General features: G+C 72.2%; 14 protein-coding genes. All 14 read right to left on the bottom strand.

The window, feature by feature from the left end; translation table 11 throughout:
- Positions 1–57 precede the first annotated feature (57 nt).
- The 14 genes from MILUP08_RS27150 to MILUP08_RS27215 all read right to left on the bottom strand — a co-directional run bounded on the left by MILUP08_RS27150 (position 58) and on the right by MILUP08_RS27215 (position 15,852).
- Positions 58–1,125 carry a polyprenyl synthetase family protein gene (locus MILUP08_RS27150; RefSeq protein WP_007463797.1) on the bottom strand — a complete coding sequence of 356 codons (1,068 nt, stop codon included), beginning with the start codon at positions 1,123–1,125 and terminating at the stop codon, positions 58–60.
- Positions 1,122–2,543, bottom strand: coding sequence for an alkaline phosphatase family protein (locus MILUP08_RS27155; protein WP_007463799.1), 1,422 nt, complete (start codon positions 2,541–2,543; stop codon positions 1,122–1,124). The genes MILUP08_RS27150 and MILUP08_RS27155 overlap by 4 nt, the downstream gene beginning before the upstream one ends.
- Positions 2,540–3,739 (bottom strand): metabolite traffic protein EboE, encoded by a 1,200-nt coding sequence (gene eboE, locus MILUP08_RS27160; RefSeq protein ID WP_007463801.1) that lies wholly within the window; start codon positions 3,737–3,739, stop codon positions 2,540–2,542. The genes MILUP08_RS27155 and eboE overlap by 4 nt, the downstream gene beginning before the upstream one ends.
- The gene (locus MILUP08_RS27165) at positions 3,739–4,596 is read right to left on the bottom strand and encodes a TatD family hydrolase (RefSeq protein ID WP_007463803.1); all 858 of its coding nucleotides are present in this window, start codon (positions 4,594–4,596) and stop codon (positions 3,739–3,741) included. The genes eboE and MILUP08_RS27165 overlap by 1 nt, the downstream gene beginning before the upstream one ends.
- Positions 4,597–5,205, bottom strand: a complete 609-nt coding sequence (locus MILUP08_RS27170) for an EboA domain-containing protein (protein ID WP_007463805.1) — start codon at positions 5,203–5,205, stop codon at positions 4,597–4,599.
- Positions 5,206–5,304: 99 nt separating this feature from the next.
- Positions 5,305–6,240 (bottom strand): sugar phosphate isomerase/epimerase family protein, encoded by a 936-nt coding sequence (locus MILUP08_RS27175; RefSeq protein ID WP_007463808.1) that lies wholly within the window; start codon positions 6,238–6,240, stop codon positions 5,305–5,307.
- A 92-nt stretch (positions 6,241–6,332) separates the two neighbouring features.
- A complete protein-coding gene (locus MILUP08_RS27180; protein WP_007463810.1) occupies positions 6,333–7,343 on the bottom strand; it encodes an SCO3242 family prenyltransferase in 1,011 nt (336 codons plus the stop codon).
- Positions 7,327–8,493: an inositol-3-phosphate synthase gene (locus tag MILUP08_RS27185; protein ID WP_007463812.1), complete on the bottom strand. Its 1,167-nt coding sequence runs from the start codon at positions 8,491–8,493 to the stop codon at positions 7,327–7,329. Before MILUP08_RS27185 ends, MILUP08_RS27180 begins: the two co-directional genes overlap by 17 nt.
- A 522-nt stretch (positions 8,494–9,015) precedes the next feature.
- Positions 9,016–10,191 carry a Gfo/Idh/MocA family protein gene (locus MILUP08_RS27190; RefSeq protein ID WP_193376643.1) on the bottom strand — a complete coding sequence of 392 codons (1,176 nt, stop codon included), beginning with the start codon at positions 10,189–10,191 and terminating at the stop codon, positions 9,016–9,018.
- A 53-nt stretch (positions 10,192–10,244) separates the two neighbouring features.
- Positions 10,245–11,297 (bottom strand): substrate-binding domain-containing protein, encoded by a 1,053-nt coding sequence (locus MILUP08_RS27195; protein WP_007463815.1) that lies wholly within the window; start codon positions 11,295–11,297, stop codon positions 10,245–10,247.
- A gap of 118 nt (positions 11,298–11,415) precedes the next feature.
- The gene (locus MILUP08_RS27200) at positions 11,416–12,540 is read right to left on the bottom strand and encodes an ABC transporter permease (protein ID WP_007463818.1); all 1,125 of its coding nucleotides are present in this window, start codon (positions 12,538–12,540) and stop codon (positions 11,416–11,418) included.
- Entirely contained in the window at positions 12,537–14,174 is a 1,638-nt protein-coding gene (locus tag MILUP08_RS27205) for a sugar ABC transporter ATP-binding protein (RefSeq protein WP_007463820.1), read from the bottom strand. Before MILUP08_RS27205 ends, MILUP08_RS27200 begins: the two co-directional genes overlap by 4 nt.
- Positions 14,171–15,349, bottom strand: coding sequence for an ROK family protein (locus tag MILUP08_RS27210; protein ID WP_007463822.1), 1,179 nt, complete (start codon positions 15,347–15,349; stop codon positions 14,171–14,173). The genes MILUP08_RS27205 and MILUP08_RS27210 overlap by 4 nt, the downstream gene beginning before the upstream one ends.
- A 230-nt stretch (positions 15,350–15,579) precedes the next feature.
- On the bottom strand, positions 15,580–15,852 hold the full coding sequence (locus tag MILUP08_RS27215; RefSeq protein ID WP_007463824.1) for a hypothetical protein: 273 nt from the start codon (positions 15,850–15,852) through the stop codon (positions 15,580–15,582).
- Between the last annotated feature and the right edge of the window lie 22 nt (positions 15,853–15,874).

Genomic DNA, 15,874 nt, shown 5'->3' on the forward strand with positions numbered 1-15,874 from the left:
CCATACCTTCCGGTGATCCAGCATCAACTTTCGTCGATTTGATCGAAAGTTGCCGGGTCAGGCGCGGCGATCGATGGCCTGTGCCGCCAACGCGACGAGCGCGGAGCGCGCCTCCTCGGCCACCACCGCGCTGCGCAAGGCGGTGAGCGCCGCCTCGGTGCGGACCCGGATCATCTGCTCGATCCGGTCCCGGGCGCCTGTCGCCTCGATGATCTCGCGCAGGTTCGCCGCGCCCTCGGCGTCAAGCGTGGGATTTCCGAACAGCTCCTTCAGCCGCGCGGTCTGCGACCGGTCGGCGGCGCTGCGGGCCAGCGCCATCATCACCGTCGGCTTGCCCTCGCGCAGGTCGTCCAGGACGGACTTGCCGGTGACCGCGGGATCGCCGAAGACGCCCAGGACGTCGTCACGGAGCTGGAACGCGTCGCCCAACGGGTCACCGAACTCGCCGAGAGCCGCGAGCAGCTCCGGCCCCGCCCCGGCCAGCGCCGCGCCGATCTGCAGCGGTCGGGTGACCGTGTACCGGGCGGCCTTCATCCTTATCACGGTGAGCGCGCTGGCCACCGAGCCGTCGCCCACCCCGGAGACCAGGTCGAGGTACTCCCCCGCGATCACCTCGGTACGCATCAGCGCGAACACCGCGTAGCCCCGGTGCACCTGCTCGGTCTCCAGCCCGCACTCGTGGAACATCTGATCCGACCAGGCCGCGCAGAGGTCCCCGCAGAGCAGGGCGGTGTTGCGCCCGTACGCCTCGGGGTCGCCGCGCCACGACGAGCGGGCGTGCAGGTCGGCGAAGAGGCGGTGCACCGACGGCTCGCCCCGCCGGCGGTCGCTGCCGTCCAGGATGTCGTCGTGGATCAGCGCGAACGCGTGGAACAGCTCCAGCGCGGCCGCGGCCACCACGATCGGGGTGCCGTCGGCCGCCCCGGCGCCGCGCCAGCCCCAGTAGCAGAACAGCGGGCGGAGCCGCTTCCCGCCGGCAAGCACGAACCGTTGCAGCGCGGTGAACACCCCACGCGGCGCGCCGTCGGGCCAGTCCGGGCCCTGCCGATCGAGGAACGCGGCCAGCTCCGCGTCGAAGCGCGCCCGCAGTCCACTCGTGTCGGTCGGGGTCACCGCTATCGTCACGACCCCTCCCCCGGCCGCTCCGCTGTCCCGTCACCGGCGCTCAGCCCGGCGAGTTCCAGCAGCAGCCCCTTGACCTCGGTGGCCGCGACCCTGTCCCGGGCGGCGGACGGGTCGGAGCAGAGCAGCACCGGGGCGTCCGCCGGGTCACTGGGCAGGCGTCCGTGTGAGCCGCGTACCGCCTGGGCGCCGGCGTCCAGGCCGACGGCGCTCATCAGGTACCGCATGCCAAGCTTCTTGCGGGCCAGCGCCACCCCGGCGCGGGCCTTCGCGGCGCCCGGGTTGGCCGGGTCGAAGAACAGCTCGGCGGGGTCGTACCCCGGCTTGCGGTGGATCTCGACAAGCCGGGCGAAGTCCGGCTTGCGGGCGTCGTCGAGCCAGTAGTAGTAGGTGAACCAGGAGTCCGGCTCGGCCACCAGCACCAGCTCGCCGGCGCGTGGGTGGTCCAGACCGTGCGCGGCCTTGCCGTCGGCGTCGAGCACCTCGGCCACCCCGGGCAGCCCGGCGCAGAGCTTCGCCACCGCCGGCACGTCGGCCGGATCCTTGACGTAGACGTGCGCGACCTGGTGGTCGGCGACCGCGAACGCCTTCGACGTCCACGGGTCGAGGTACTCCATGCCGGCCTGGGTGTGCACCCGCAGCAGCCCCTCGGCGCGCAGCAGCCGGTTGACGTCCACCGGCCGGGACACGTCGGTGATGCCGTACTCGGAGAGCACCACCACTGTTGCGTCGCGGGCCCGTGCGGCGTCCAGCAGCGGGCCGAGCACCGCGTCCAGCTCCGCCGCGGCGGCGGCGGCCTGGGCCGACGAGGGGCCGAAGCGTTGCAGGTCGTAGTCCAGGTGCGGGACGTAGACCAGGGTCAGGTCGGGTGACACGTCGGCCAGGATCTGCTCGGCCGCCTGGCAGATCCACCGCGACGACGGCAGCCCGGCGGTCGGCCCCCAGTAGGTGAACAGCGGGAACGTGCCCAGCCGGCCGGTGAGCGCGTCGTGCAGCTCCGGCGGGTCGGTGTAGCAGTCCGGCTCCTTGCGCCCGTCGGCGTAGTACACCGGTCGCGGCGTGACGGTCCAGTTGACGTCCGCGCCCATGGCGTACCACCAGCAGACGTTTGCCACGGTGTAGCCCGGCTCGGCCCGACGGGCGGCCTGCCAGAGCTTGTCCCCACCGACGAGCGCGTTGTGCTGCCGCCACAGCAACACCTCGCCCAGCTCCCGGAAGTACCACCCGTTGCCGACGATCCCGTGCCCGCTGGGCTGCTCGCCGGTGAGGAAGGTGGACTGCACCGAGCAGGTCACCGCGGGCAGCACGGTGCCCAGCTCGGCCCGGAAGCCGCCGTCGGCGACGCCGCGCAGCCGGGGCATGTGCGCCAGCAGGCGGGGCGTCAGCCCCACCACGTCGAGTACCACAAGTCGTCGGCTCATCGCGTCACTCCCGCGCTCACGGTGTTCTCCGGGGTCAGCCCGAGGGCGACCAGTTCGTCACGGGCGAAGGCCAGCTCGGCGGCGATGCCGGCGGCCAGCTCCGCGTCGGTGCCCGGCCGCCGCGCGGCCGGTAGAACCCCCCAGGTGTACGTCTCGACGTCGAGGTGGTCGCACCCGGCGGTCGGGCCGCTGTAGAGCGCTCTCAACGCGGCGCGCAGGACGGGCAGGGTCGAGCCGAGCGGTTCCTCCGGCGGGGCGTGCAGCGGCACGTGGTAGTGCACCCGCCACGGGCCGGGCAGCGCCCGGTCCAGCGCCTCGTCGAGGTCGTCGGCCGCGTACGCCGGATCGGCCGGATCGGCCAGACCGGCGCAGCCGACGCCCCGGGTCTGGTGCAGGAAGCGCGGCTCCACCCAGCGGCGCAACGCCTCGGCCCCGCCGGCCGGGTCGGCCGCCTCGACGGCGGCGGAGACCTGCACCTTCACCACGGGCAGCCCGGCCGCCCGCAGTCGTTCCAGCGCCTCGGCCGGATCCTCCCAGGCGCACGCCAGGTGGGCCAGGTCGACGCAGACGCCCAACCGGTCGGTGTCGATGCCGTCCAGCAGCGCGGCCGCCTGCGCGGTGCTCTCCACCACGCAGCCGGGCTCCGGCTCGAAGGCGACCCGCACCTCGCGGCCGGTGTCGCGCTGCACGGCGGCCAGGCCGGCGGCGAGCTGGTCCAGCCGGCGTCGGGCCGCGTCGGCCCGATCGGTGTCCCAGGGCTGCCGCCAGGCCAGCGGCAGGGTGGAGATCGAGCCCCGGGCCGCATCGTCGGGCAGCAGGTCGGCGAGCACCCGGGCCAGATTCAGCGTGTACGTCAGCCGCTGCTCGGTGGTCCAGTCCGGGTGGTACACGTCCTGCTTGACCACCGGCGCCTGGAAGGCCGCGTACGGGAAGCCGTTGAGGGTGACCACCTCCAGCCCGCGCGCGTCCAGCTCGGCGCGCAGCCGCAGACGCAGCGCGGGGTCGGCGGCAAGCTCGGCGGCGACCGGCGCGGCCAGCCACAGACCGAGGCCGAGCAGGTCGCTGCCGAGCGCCGCGCGGACCGGCACGGCGTAGGTGTCCAGTTGCCCGAGGATGCCGGCGAGGTCCTCGGCGGGGTGCACGTTTGTGCAGTAGCCGAGATGGACCGTGTCGCCGCCGGCATGTCGCAGCCGCATCAGCTGCCGCCGCGCAGGATCGAGTTGCCGGTCTGCGGGTCCACCTTCTCGGCGACGTCCAGGTCGCTCAGGTCGAGCCGACCGGACTGGCCGTAGAACTCCACCGGGTTGCGCCACAGCACCCGGTCGACGTCGTCGTCGCTGAACCCGGCCAGCAGCATCGCCTCCCCGGTGGCCCGGGTCAGCAGCGGGTCGGAGCGCCCCCAGTCGGCGGCCGAGTTGACGAGCATCCGTTCCGTGCCGTACTCGCGCAGCAGCTCGACCATCCGCTCCGGCGTCATCTTCGTGTCCGGGTAGATGGAGAAACCCAGCCAGCAGCCACTGTCCCGGACGAGTTTGACTGTCACCTCGTTGAGGTGGTCGACGACCACGCGGCCCGCGTCGATGCCGGACTCGGCGACCACGGCGAGGGTGCGCTCGCAGCCGCGCGCCTTGTCCCGGTGCGGGGTGTGCACGAGCGCCGGCAGGTCGTACGCCACGGCGAGGGCGAGCTGCGCGGCGAACGCCTCGTCCTCCTCCGGGGTCATCGAGTCGTACCCGATCTCGCCGACCGCCACGACCGCGTCCTTGTCCAGATAGCGGGGCAGCAGGTCGAGGACCGGGCGGCAGCGGGGGTCGTTGGCCTCCTTGGGGTTCAGCGCGATCGTCGCGAAGTGCCGCACCCCGAACTGCCCGGCCCGGAACGGCTCCCAGCCGATCAGCGAGTCGAAGTAGTCGACGAACGAGGCGGCGCTGGTGCGTGGCTGGCCCAGCCAGAACGCCGGCTCCACGAGCGCGCGGACCCCGGCGGCGGCCATCCGTTCGTAGTCGTCGGTGGTGCGTGAGGTCATGTGGATGTGGGGGTCGAAGATGCGCATTCACGCCTCCCGGGGCAGTGCGGCGGTGAGCCGGTCGAGCAGGTCGGTGGCGTCGGCGGGCAGCTCCCGGCCGGCGGCGTGCCGCTCGGCGGCCAGTGCCGCAAGCATCGCGGCGAGCTCCCCGTCGGCGCGGGTCTCCAGGTCGGCGACGACTGCCAACGGCACGCCGCTGAACACGCACTTGAGCACCGCCTGCCGCCAGGCGGCCGGGTCGAGGTGCCGGGCGTACGGGCCGAGGGCGGCACCGACCAGCCGGGTGTCGTTGGTCCGGATCGCGTCCTGCAGCAGCGGCACCCCGGCGGCGCCGATCGGCAGCAGCGGCAGGGCCCGCAGCACAGCTCGCCGCTCGGCGGCGTCACCGTGCCGGTAGAGGCTCTCGGCGTAGGTGGCGTGCTCGCCGGGCAGGCTGGTGAGCAGCAGCACCCGGGCCGCGTCGTCGGCGGTCCAGCCGGGGGCATCGGGCAACGCGGCCCGACCGCAACGCCTGCCGACTGCGGGAAAGAGCCGGGTGATCGCGGTGGGCTCGGCCACGACCTGGCGCAGCGCCGCGTCCAGCCAATCGGGATCGGGTACGCCCCGCAGCGCGGCCCGTAGTGAATCCGGTGTCATCCCGTCTCCTCCCCTGGTGCTGCTGTGCTGCTGTCCCGCCGTGCTGCTGTGCTGCTGCTGTGCTGCTCCGCGGGTGCCCAGCGCGTCCTTTGCTCTGCTTCACTCCACGCGACGGTTGCTGTCCGGATCTGTTGCGTCCGTTGAAGCAGAGCAAAGGGCGTCGACGGGTACCTGTTGTCGCCGGCGGTCACCGACTGTCGAGGTGGCCGCCGCGGCGCGCAGGAAATCAATTGACCGGGCTGCCACGTCCGGTGCGGCGTGCGAGTCGCGGGGCAACTCGACGGCGACCAGCCCGCGGTAGCCGGCCTCGGCCAGGGCCGCCAGCACCGGCGGGAAGTCGATCTCACCGGTGCCGAACTCCAGGTGCTCGTGCACGCCCCGGCGCATGTCGTCGATCTGCACGTTGACCAGGTGGTCGGCCACCTCGGCGACGCACTGCGGCACCGGCCACGGCTCCAGACACCGGCAGTGGCCGATGTCGAGGGTGATGCCGAAGCGGACCGGAGCGCCGAGCGCCGCGTGCAGTCGACGCCAGTCGGTGATGCTCTCGACAAGCATGCCCGGCTCCGGCTCGAAGCCGAGGGTGACGCCCGCGCTGTCGGCGGCGTCGAGCACGCTGGCGCAGCCGGCGACCAGCCGGTCCCAGGCGCACTGCGGTGACACCGTCCCGGGCCGCACACCCGCCCAGAACGAGACCGCCTCCGCGCCCAGGTCAGCGCCGATCCGCACCGCCCGGCGCAGGAACTCGATCCGCCGGGTGGGGTCGTCGTGCAGAAGCGTCGGCGCGTGCTTGTGCCACGGGTCGAGCAGGTAGCGGGCCCCGGTCTCGATCACCACCCCCAGACCCAGCGCGTCCAGCCGCCGACCTACCGCGGCGATCCGCCGGGTGAGCCCGGGCGCGAACGGGTCCAGGTGGTCGTGGTCCAGGGTGAGCGCCACGCCGTCGTAGCCGAGGTCCGCGATGACGGCGAGCGCGTCGTCGAGCCGGTGGTTGGCGAAGCCGTTCGTGCCGTACCCGAGGCGCAGCGTCGTCACGTCGCCGCTCGGCGGCCCAGCCTGCCCGTTGTCAGACTGCCCAGCTCCGGGCTGCCCAGCTCCGGACTGCGCGGGTCGGGGCCGGGGCACGGTCATGTCGGGGAGACCTTCCGGGCCAGCCGGCGACCCAGCGGCGCCGCCGCCGCGACGGCCAGCCCGAGCAGGCCGGCCCCGCCGCGTGCGGTGAGCGCTCCCTGCAGGGCGGGCAGGCCGGTGATCCCCGCGCCGACCGCCGCGCGGACCTTCCCGGCCGAGGGATCCCGGACGACCTGGGCCTGGGCCGCGCCGTAGCGGGCGGCGTACCACCCGGCCAGCAGCGCGGGCAGCGCGGCGGCGACCGCGGCCGATCGGGACCGGCCCGCGCCCACGACCCGCTCGTCGGCCCCGCCGGCTTCGGTGACGGAAACCTCATCACCGCGAGCGCCGGGGACGTCAGCACGATGGGCGCCGGGGACGGCAGAACGATGGGCGCCGGGGACGGCAGCGCGACGGGCGCCGGGGACGGCGACGGCGGCGCTGGCGGCTACCAGGGCGGTACCTACCAGTGTGCGCATCGGCAGGGCCGCGTCCGCCCCGGTGACCTCGCGACGGGACAGTGTGGTGACCGTCCAGGTGTGTGCCGCGACGGTCGCCGCCGAGGGGAGCGCCCGCGCCAGGTTGCCGCCGGATGCGCCCAGCAGCACGTCCAGCCCTCGGCAGGCGGCCATCACGGCGGGGCCGGCGGCGGTGTTCTTGGCCAGCAGGTCGTACCCCCAGATGCTGGCGGCCAGCGGCACCGCGAGCGCGGCTGCGCGGCGACCGCCCACGGCGGCGGCCAGGCCCACGCCTGCGGCGGTGAGGCCGGCCGCCAGGCCCAGCGCGGCGGCCGGGGTCACCCGGCCGCTGGGGATCGGCCGCTCCGGCCGTTCCACGGCGTCCAGCTCCCGGTCGGCCCAGTCGTTGGCGGCCATGCCGGCCCAGTAGAGCAGCACCGACGCGCCGGCGAGGGCGGGGGTACGCGGGCTCAACGCGCCGGCCGCCGCCGCCCCGGCGACCACGTCACCGGGGACGGAGAGCGCGGCCGGCGCGCGGACCAGCTCGGCCACGTCAGCCAACGTGGTCATGGCCACCGTCCAGGCCGGCGTGCAACCGCTGGGTGAAGTCGGTCAGCCGAGCCCACTGCTCGGCCAGCGAGTGGGTCGGCGTGCCGAGCGGGTCCTTGAAGAAGAAGCCCAGGTCGGCAAGCGGCCCCACGTGCCCGGCGGCGTGCGCGGCGGCGGTGAGCCGGGCCAGGTCGAGCACCAGCGGCGCGGCAAGCGCGGAGTCGCAGCCGTGCCAGGTGAACTCCATCCGCATCCCGGTGCCGAGGAAGCCGGCGAAGGTGATCAGATCCCAGGCGGTCTTGAAGTCGCCCAGCTCCTCGACGTACTCGATGCGGGTGTTGCCCTGCGGGACGTAGCCGAGCGTCTCGCCGAGCACGCGCTGCTTGCTCTGCACCTTGGCGGCGTTGGCGGCCGGGTCGGCGAGGGTGGCGCCGTCGCCACCGCCGAGCAGGTTCATCCCGGACCAGGAGCGCACGGCGAGGTTGCGCATCGCGAACATCGGCGCGAGCACCGACTTGACCAGGGTCTCGCCGGTCTTGCCGTCGTGCCCGGCGTACGGCAGGCGCAGCTCCTCGGCAAGCGCGGCCAGCGCCGGCAACCGCAGCCCCGTCGACGGGGTGAAGTCGACGTACGGGCAGTCGGCAAGCAGCGCCGCGTACGCGTAGAGGGAGCTGGGCGGCAGCACCTCGTCCGGGCCGGCGAGAGCGGCACGCAGCGCGGCCGGGTCGGCGTGCCCGGGGTGCGGTCGAGGTGCGGGTTCGGTGGCGGAGACGTTGACCACGACCAGGCGGTCCAGCCGGTGGCGCGTACGGAACGAGGTGAGGTCGTCCACGACTGTCGCCACCCGGTCGGCCTGGGTGCCACCGTGCGGAGCCGGCCGCAGCTCCTGCTCGACGGCGGCCAGCTCGTCGGGGAGCGCGGCGACCAGCCGACCGGGTATCACACCGGTGTCGGCGAGCGCCTCCGCGCGCTTGCTCAGCGGGGTGGTGGCCACGTCGTGGCCACCGAAGACCAGGTCCGCGAAGGACGGGAGGGCGGGGCCGCGCAGATCCGGCAGCTCGGTGACGCAGCCGGTCGGCCCGGCCAGACCGGCCCGCAGCGCGAGCCCTCCGACGATGCTGGTGGTCGCGACCGAACCGCGTGCTCCTACCAGCCAGACACCCGTTCGCATGGTGCTCCTTCCCGTCCAGGAGGAACCGTCGGAGTAGTTGAAAAGTCGGCCTAGTTAAATATAGGAATATCAGAATATTTCTCGAAAAGCTACGGCCTTGCGGGATGGTGCCCCGCCCGCCCGACCCGTACCGGAACGACGCCGGATCCGGCGTCGGCGTCGGCGGCGACGACGACGGACCGGCTCCCGGTACGGGTGCGGGCAGACGGGGCTGGCAGGCAGGGTCGGTCGGCGTCTCGACCCTGCCTCCCCCGCATCCGCCGGTCGGGGCGTTGGCATGCCCCGACCGGACGTCTCAGGTGGTGGCGGTCCTCCGGTGCGGCCGGGGAATCCCGGTCCGGTCGCACCGGACGACCGTCCTGCTCGTGCGCCACCGGGCCACGCGGCCCGGCTGCACACTCTCCGGAACCGACCTCGTCCCGACCGCGGGGCGCAAACCGCGGTCGGTCCCTCGCCGGTCGGCTCCGGAAAGCCGGTCGGGCGACTGCGGCGCGAGCACCGCCGTCGCGGATGGTCAGGGGGTCAGACGGCCACCGCGGTCAGCGCCGGCTCCACGTCGGTCCAGGAGGATCCGGCGTCCGCCGAACGTGTCACCGCGTCCAGCACGAGCTGGACCTGCAACGCGTCGGCGAAGGAGGGCGCCGGGTCGGTGCCGGTGGCGATCGCCTCGATGAGATCGCGCATCTGGTGGGTGAAGGAGTGCTCGTAGCCGATGATGTGGCCGGGCGGCCACCACGCCGACATGTACGGGTGGTCGCCCTCGGTCACCAGGATCCGGTTGAAGCCCTGTTCCAGGGTGGGCCGGGTGGCGTCGTAGAACTCCAGCTCGTTGAGGCGCTCCAGGTCGAAGACCACGCTGCCCAGCGAGCCGTTGATCTCGACTCGCAGGGCGTTCTTGCGGCCCGTGGCGAAACGGCTCGCCTCGTACGTCGCCAGGGCGCCGCCGTCGAGCCGGGCCACGAAGACCGCGGCGTCGTCGACGGTGACCGGCCCGGTGGGCGCCGAGCCGCCATCCACGGTTGCCGCCAGTCCGCTCGACTCGGCCGGCAGCGGCCGCTCCTTCACGAACGTCTCGGTGATCGCGCTGACGCCGGTGATCTGCTGGCCGACGACGAACTGCGTCAGGTCGATGATGTGCGCACCGATGTCACCGAGCGCGCCGGAGCCCGCCCTGTCCTTCTGCAACCGCCAGACCAGCGGGAACTGCGGATCCACGATCCAGTCCTGCAGGTAGACCGCCCGTACGTGCCGGATCACTCCGAGCCGTCCGTCGGCGACCATCTGGCGCATCATCGTGACCGCGGGGACCCGGCGGTAGTTGAACCCGCACATCGACCGCACCCCGGCGGCGCGGGCGGTGTCCGCCGCGGCGGTCATCGCCCGTGCCTCCGCCACCGTGTTGGCAAGCGGCTTCTCGCACAGGACGTGCTTGCCGGCGGCCAGTGCGGCGAGGGCGATCTCGGCGTGACTGTCGCCGGGTGTGCAGACGTCGACCACGTCGATGTCGTCCCGGTTGATCAGGTCACGCCAGTCCGTCGTGTACGCGTCCCAGCCGAGCCGGTCGGCGGCCTCGGCCACCTTCGGTGTGTCGCGGCCGCAGATCAGCGCCATCCTGGCTCGTGCCGGCAGGTCGTAGACGCGGTTCACGGTGCGCCACGCCTGTGAGTGCGCGGCGCCCATGAACGCGTAACCGACCATGCCGATCCGCAGTTCGTTGTCTGTCGTGGACAAGGTGGGTCTCCCCCCGTGTGTCAGAACCCGAGCTTGAGGTAGTTGCTCGCGTTCTCCTTCGTGATCGTCTCCGAGGCGAGCACGATCTCCTTGGGCACCTGGAGTTCCACCAGGTCGGACATGCCCTTGCCCTGGCCGATGAGGCGGGCGAGCGAGATGGCCGAGGAGGCCATCGACGGGCTGTAGGTGACGGTGGCCTTCAGCACGGTGTTGTCCGCCTGGATGTCCTCCATCGCCTTCTTCGAGCCGGCGCCGCCGACCATGAAGAACTCCTTGCGGCCGGACTGGTTGATCGCGGCCATCACGCCGACGCCCTGGTCGTCGTCGTGGTTCCAGATCGCGTCGATCTTCGGCAGCGCCTGGAACAGGCCGGTCGCGGCCTGCTGGCCCGAGTCGACGGTGAACTCCGCCGGCCGCCGGTTGGCGACCTTGAAGCCGCTCGCGGCGAGCGTGTCGTTGAAGCCCTTCGTCCGCTCCTGGGTCAGCTCCAGCGCGTCGATGCCCGGGATCTCACCGATTACCGGGTTGCTGACGCCCTTGGCCTTGAGCTGGGCGATGATGTACGTCGCCGCGGCGACGCCCATGCCGTAGTTGTCGCCCTTGATCTGCAGGCGGTACGCCCGGGCGTCCGGGAAGGCCCGGTCCAGGTTGATCACCGGGATGCCGGCGGTCATGGCCTCCAGGCCGAACGCGTTGAGCTCCTTGCCGTCGTGCGGCAGCACCACGATGACGTCGGGCTTCTGCGACACCAGGGTGGACAGTGCTGCCCGCTGGGCCGCCGGGTCCGCGCCCGCCGCGACGGGCTTGAGCTCCACGTCGGAGAACGCGCTGGCCTGGGCCTTGGCGTTGTTGGTGATGGCGGCGATCCAGCCGTGGTCGTCGGCGGGGGCGGAGAAGCCGATGACCACCTTCTTGCCGGGCTCGTTGTTGACGCCCGTCGCCGCGGCCTTGGTCTGTGCGGTGGTGGGCGACGACTCGTTGCTCGTGCAACCGGCCAGCAGTACGCCGGCGCCGACCGCGACCCCGCCGAAGAGCATTCGGCGGCGCGACAGGTCGGGACTGTGCTGGGTCATGACGACCTCCTGTGTTCGCAGGTGGTGGGATGAGTGAAGGGTGCGTGGTATCCGGTCACCGTCGATGCTCGGGTGACCCTGTGCTGGTACGGCAAGGTGGTGCGGTTGCGGTAGTGGATCAGCTGTTGGTGAGCCGGTTACGGCCCAGGAACTGGGTGATGCTGCGGAACTGCACCTGCTGGACCAGGACGGCCGCCACGATGATGCCGCCCTTGACCATGTTCTGCGCCTCGCTGGAGAGACCGTTGATGGCGAAGAGATTGGTGATCGTCGAGAAGATGATCACGCCGAGCAGGGAACCGATGATCGTGCCCCGCCCGCCGCTGAGCAGCGTGCCACCGATGATCGCGGCGGCGATCGCGTCCAGCTCGTAGAGGTTTGCCGTCGCCGCCTGGGCCGAGTTGGCCTGGGCGGTGAGCATGATGGCGGCGATGCCGCAGCAGAGGCCGGACAGCGCGTACAGCAGCAGGGTGTGCCGCCGGACGTTGATGCCGGCCAGCCGGGCCGCCTCCGGGTTGCCTCCGACGGCGACCGTGCGCCGGCCGAAGGTGGTGCGGTTGAGCAGCACCCAACCGGCCGCGACCACGGCGGCGAGGATGTAGACCAGCAGCGGGATGCCGAGCAGCTTCTCGCTGGCGATGTTGTTGATGAAGGTGTTGTTGGAGAGCTGGGTCTGCTTGTTGGAGATCTCCGCCGCCAGACCGCGGGCGGCCACGAGCATCGCCAGGGTGGCGATGAAGGGCACCAGCCGGCCGTACGAGATGAGGATTCCGTTGACCACGCCTACCGACAGCCCGACGACCAGAGCCGTGAAGATCATGCCGCCGGCGCCGTAGCTCTGCGTGGCGACAGTGGTGGCCCAGACCGCGGAGAGCGCGAGGATCGCGCCCACCGAGAGGTCGATGCCGCCGCCGATGATGACGAAGGTCATCCCGACGGTGACCACGCCGACCACCGAGGCCAGCTTGAGGATGGTGAGGGTGTTGCCCCACACCCAGTCCGGGTTGGAGTAGAGGTCCCACCGGGTCATCGCGCCGATGATGACCAGGACCACAAGCACCCCGATGAGGCCGAGGTTACGGCGGGCGCCTTCGCCGCTGTCACCCCGCCACCACGAGAGCCGGTTGCTTGTCGTCGCCGCCTCGCTGGCCGCCGCCGTCTCGGCGGGATCCACCGGCGGCGACTGCGCCGGCAGCTGCGGGCGCTCCGGGGTCGCCGTGGGGGTGGGAGTCGCGTCGCTCATGCCGGTGCGCCTTCCATCAGGGACCCCGCCATCACGAGGTCGAGCACAGTGTTCTCGTCGAGTTCGCCGGCCGGGGCCTCGCGGACCACCCGGCCCTCCCGCATCACCAGCACCCGGTCGGCCAGTCCGAGCACCTCGGGCACCTCGCTGGAGACCAGCAGGACCCCGACGCCCTGGACGGCCAGGTTCCGGATCACCTGGTACAGCTCGGCGCGGGCACCGATGTCCACGCCCCGGGTCGGCTCGTCCAGGATCAGCAGTTTGGTGTCACCGAGGAGCCACCGCCCCACGACCACCTTCTGCTGGTTGCCGCCGGAGAGGGTGCGCACCGGGCGGCGGACGTCGCGCGGGCGCAGTTCGAGATCGGCGGCGATCCGGTTCGCCTCGGCCTGCTCGGCCGCCACGTTCGTGAAGCCGAACCGGGCGTACCTGCTGAAGGTGGAGAGGGTGACGTTGCGGTAGATCGGCTCACCGAGCAGCAGCGCCTGACTCTTGCGCTCCTCCGGCGCCATGCCCATGCCCGCCCGGACCGCCGCGCCGACACCCGCGCGCAACGCCCGGCCGGCCATCCGGATGGTGCCCGAGTCGGCTCGGCGGGCGCCGTAGATGGTCTCCAGCAGCTCGGAGCGGCCGGAACCGACCAGCCCGGCGATGCCGACGATCTCACCGGCCCGGACATCGAGCGACACGTCGGCGAACTCGCCCGCCCGGGTCAACCCCTCGACCTGGAGCAGCTCCGCGCCGGCCGGACCGGCCGCCGGGCGCTCCGGGAAGACGTACTCGATGCTGCGGCCGGTCATCCGGCTGACCAGGTCGCGGGTCGGGGTGTCGCGCGCCGGCAGGTTCGCCGCCGTGGTCCGGCCGTCCTTGAGTACGGTGACCCGGTCGCCGATCTCGCGGATCTCCTCCAGACGGTGGGAGATGTAGATGACGGCGATGCCCTGGGCGGTCAACTCCCGGATGATCCGGAACAGGTTGCCCACCTCGTCGTGCGCCAGCACCGCGCTCGGCTCGTCCATGATGATCAGTCGCGCCTCGTGCGACAGCGCCCGGGCCATGCTCACGATCTGCTTGCCGGCCGCCGGCAGCGCGCGGACCATCCGCTTGGGGTGGATCTCGCCGTGGCCGAGCCGACCGAGGATCTGCCGGGTTCGTCGGACCATTTGCCCGCGGCGGACGAAGCCCAGCCGGCGCGGCTCGTGGCCCAGGAACGCGTTCTCGCCCACCGACAGGTCCTCGACGAGGTCCAGCTCCTGGTAGATGGTGGCGATGCCGGCGCGCATGGCAGCCTGCGGGTTGGCGAAGGTGGTCGGCTCGCCCCGCCACTCGACCTGACCGGAATCCGGCTGGTGCACCCCCGCCAGCACCTTGATCAGGGTGGACTTGCCGGCACCGTTCTGCCCGAGCAGGCAGTGCACCTCGCCGGCACGCACCTCCAGCTGCACCCCGTCCAGGGCGCGTACGCCGGGGAAGGTCTTGACCACGTCGGTGAGGCGCAGGACCACCTCGCCGGCGACGGTGTCCGCGGGGGCCTCGACCAGCGACGCCCCGGCGACGGCGGCGTTCTCCTCGGGCTGGGCCACGGTCTCCTCCTCGCTCACGTTGGGTTTGGCGCCTGACGACCGCAGGTTCATGAGGCCTCGCCGAAGGCGACGTCGCTGGCGAGCACGGCCGCGCCGGCGACGCCGGCCCGACCACCCAGCTCGGACAGCACGACGGGCAGGTTGCCGGTGGCCAGTGGCAGCGACCGGCGGTAGACCACGCTGCGGATCTCGGCGAGCAGGATGTGCCCGAGCTGGGCCAGCCCGCCGCCGATCACGATCATCGACGGATTGGTGAAGCTCACCAGACCGGCGAGGACTCCGCCGACCCGCCGCCCGCCGTCACGGATCAACTGGATACAGGTCACGTCGCCCTCGACGGCGCCCTCGGCGACGTCCAGAGCGGTCACCACGCCGCGCAGGCTCATCCGCTCGGCAAGTGCCGGCGACGAGCCGCTGCGAGCGGCGGCCGTGGCGTCCTTGGCCAGCGCCGCGCCACTGAACAACGCCTCCAGACATCCGACGTTCCCGCAGGAGCACATCGGCCCGTGCGCGTCGACCTGGATGTGGCCGATGTCCCCGGCGCAGCCGTCGGTGCCGCGGTAGACGTCACCGGTGAGATAGATGCCGCAGCCGATGCCGGTGCCGATCTTCACGAAGAGGAAGTCGTCCACCGAGTGGGCGACCCCGCCGTGACGCTCACCGATAGCCATGATGTTGACGTCGTTGTCGACCACCGCCGGGCAGCCGTGCTCCCGGCTGAGCAGCTCACGCACCGGAAAGCGGTCCCACCCCGGCATGATCGGGGGCGAGACCGGGACGCCGTCGCGGAAGCTGACCGGGCCGGGTACGCCGATGCCCACCGCGTCCAACCGCTCGTACGCGCCGTCGACCCGGGCCTTGTGCAGCAGCTCGTTGACCCGTTGCAGGGTCACCTTCGGTCCATTGCGGATGTCGGCCGGCTCGGCGTAGTGGGCCACCGGCTCGAGGCGACCGTTCACCACCTCGACGTCCATCGAGCTGGCGCCCAGGTCGACCGCCGCGAAGCGCAGCTTCGGGTTCAGCTCGACCAGGGTGGAGCGACGCCCACCCCGGGAGGCGGCGAGCCCGGCCTCGGCGACGTAACCCAGCGCGACCAGGCGATCCAGCTCGGACAGCAGGCGCGGGCGGGGCATCTGGAGGCGGTCGCCCAGCTCGGCCCGGGACACGGCCCCCTCGTCGCGGAGCAACCGCAACAATCGGACGTGCAGGGGCTCGACCGTCCGCACCGGGAATTCACCTCTTCATCGAACTCGTTCACATCGACGCAACGCCGAGGTGTTGTGTCCGACACAGTAGGAGCGTTCCGCACCGCGTGTCCAGAGCTTCAACCGTTCCGGTGGCAACTTTTGTCCGTAAGAGCAAAAGCTAATAGTGGATCAAGAAAAGGGCCTGCGGAAACGAACCGGGGGCGGGAGCGCCTTCGCGCTCCCGCCCCCGGCGGTGATGACGATCGGTCCTACATCCGGCGCAGGTCGGCCGTCGCGTCCAGGGCACGGATCTGTACGGCGTTGCCGCTTTCGTACACCTCCACCGGCTCGGTGGTGAACTGACCGTGCTCCCCGGCGCTCAACCGCACCCGGGGATCCACCACGATCTGCTTCGGTGCGACGTGCATGGCGTACACGCCGTCGATCTGGCCGTCGGCGATGCTGGTGCCGACCATGACGGCCGTACGACCGCGGGCGTCCTTGGTGATCGCCACCAGGCCGCGGTCCGTGGGAATGGTCATGACTACCTCCTTCTGGCTTCTG

This window comes from Micromonospora lupini str. Lupac 08 (genome assembly GCF_000297395.2).
Lineage (GTDB): Bacteria > Actinomycetota > Actinomycetes > Mycobacteriales > Micromonosporaceae > Micromonospora > Micromonospora lupini.

Bases quoted from the DNA above. Each gene is read 5' to 3' on its own strand.
- MILUP08_RS27180 (WP_007463810.1), bottom strand. From the start codon at position 7,343: ATGACCACGTTGGCTGACGTGGCCGAGCTGGTCCGCGCGCCGGCCGCG.
- MILUP08_RS27195 (WP_007463815.1), bottom strand. From the start codon at position 11,297: ATGACCCAGCACAGTCCCGACCTGTCGCGCCGCCGAATGCTCTTCGGC.
- eboE (WP_007463801.1), bottom strand. From the start codon at position 3,739: ATGCGGCTGCGACATGCCGGCGGCGACACGGTCCATCTCGGCTACTGC.
- MILUP08_RS27170 (WP_007463805.1), bottom strand. From the start codon at position 5,205: ATGACACCGGATTCACTACGGGCCGCGCTGCGGGGCGTACCCGATCCC.
- MILUP08_RS27190 (WP_193376643.1), bottom strand. From the start codon at position 10,191: ATGGTCGGTTACGCGTTCATGGGCGCCGCGCACTCACAGGCGTGGCGC.
- MILUP08_RS27215 (WP_007463824.1), bottom strand. From the start codon at position 15,852: ATGACCATTCCCACGGACCGCGGCCTGGTGGCGATCACCAAGGACGCC.
- MILUP08_RS27200 (WP_007463818.1), bottom strand. From the start codon at position 12,540: ATGAGCGACGCGACTCCCACCCCCACGGCGACCCCGGAGCGCCCGCAG.
- MILUP08_RS27155 (WP_007463799.1), bottom strand. From the start codon at position 2,543: ATGAGCCGACGACTTGTGGTACTCGACGTGGTGGGGCTGACGCCCCGC.
- MILUP08_RS27165 (WP_007463803.1), bottom strand. From the start codon at position 4,596: ATGCGCATCTTCGACCCCCACATCCACATGACCTCACGCACCACCGAC.
- MILUP08_RS27185 (WP_007463812.1), bottom strand. From the start codon at position 8,493: ATGCGAACGGGTGTCTGGCTGGTAGGAGCACGCGGTTCGGTCGCGACC.
- MILUP08_RS27205 (WP_007463820.1), bottom strand. From the start codon at position 14,174: ATGAACCTGCGGTCGTCAGGCGCCAAACCCAACGTGAGCGAGGAGGAG.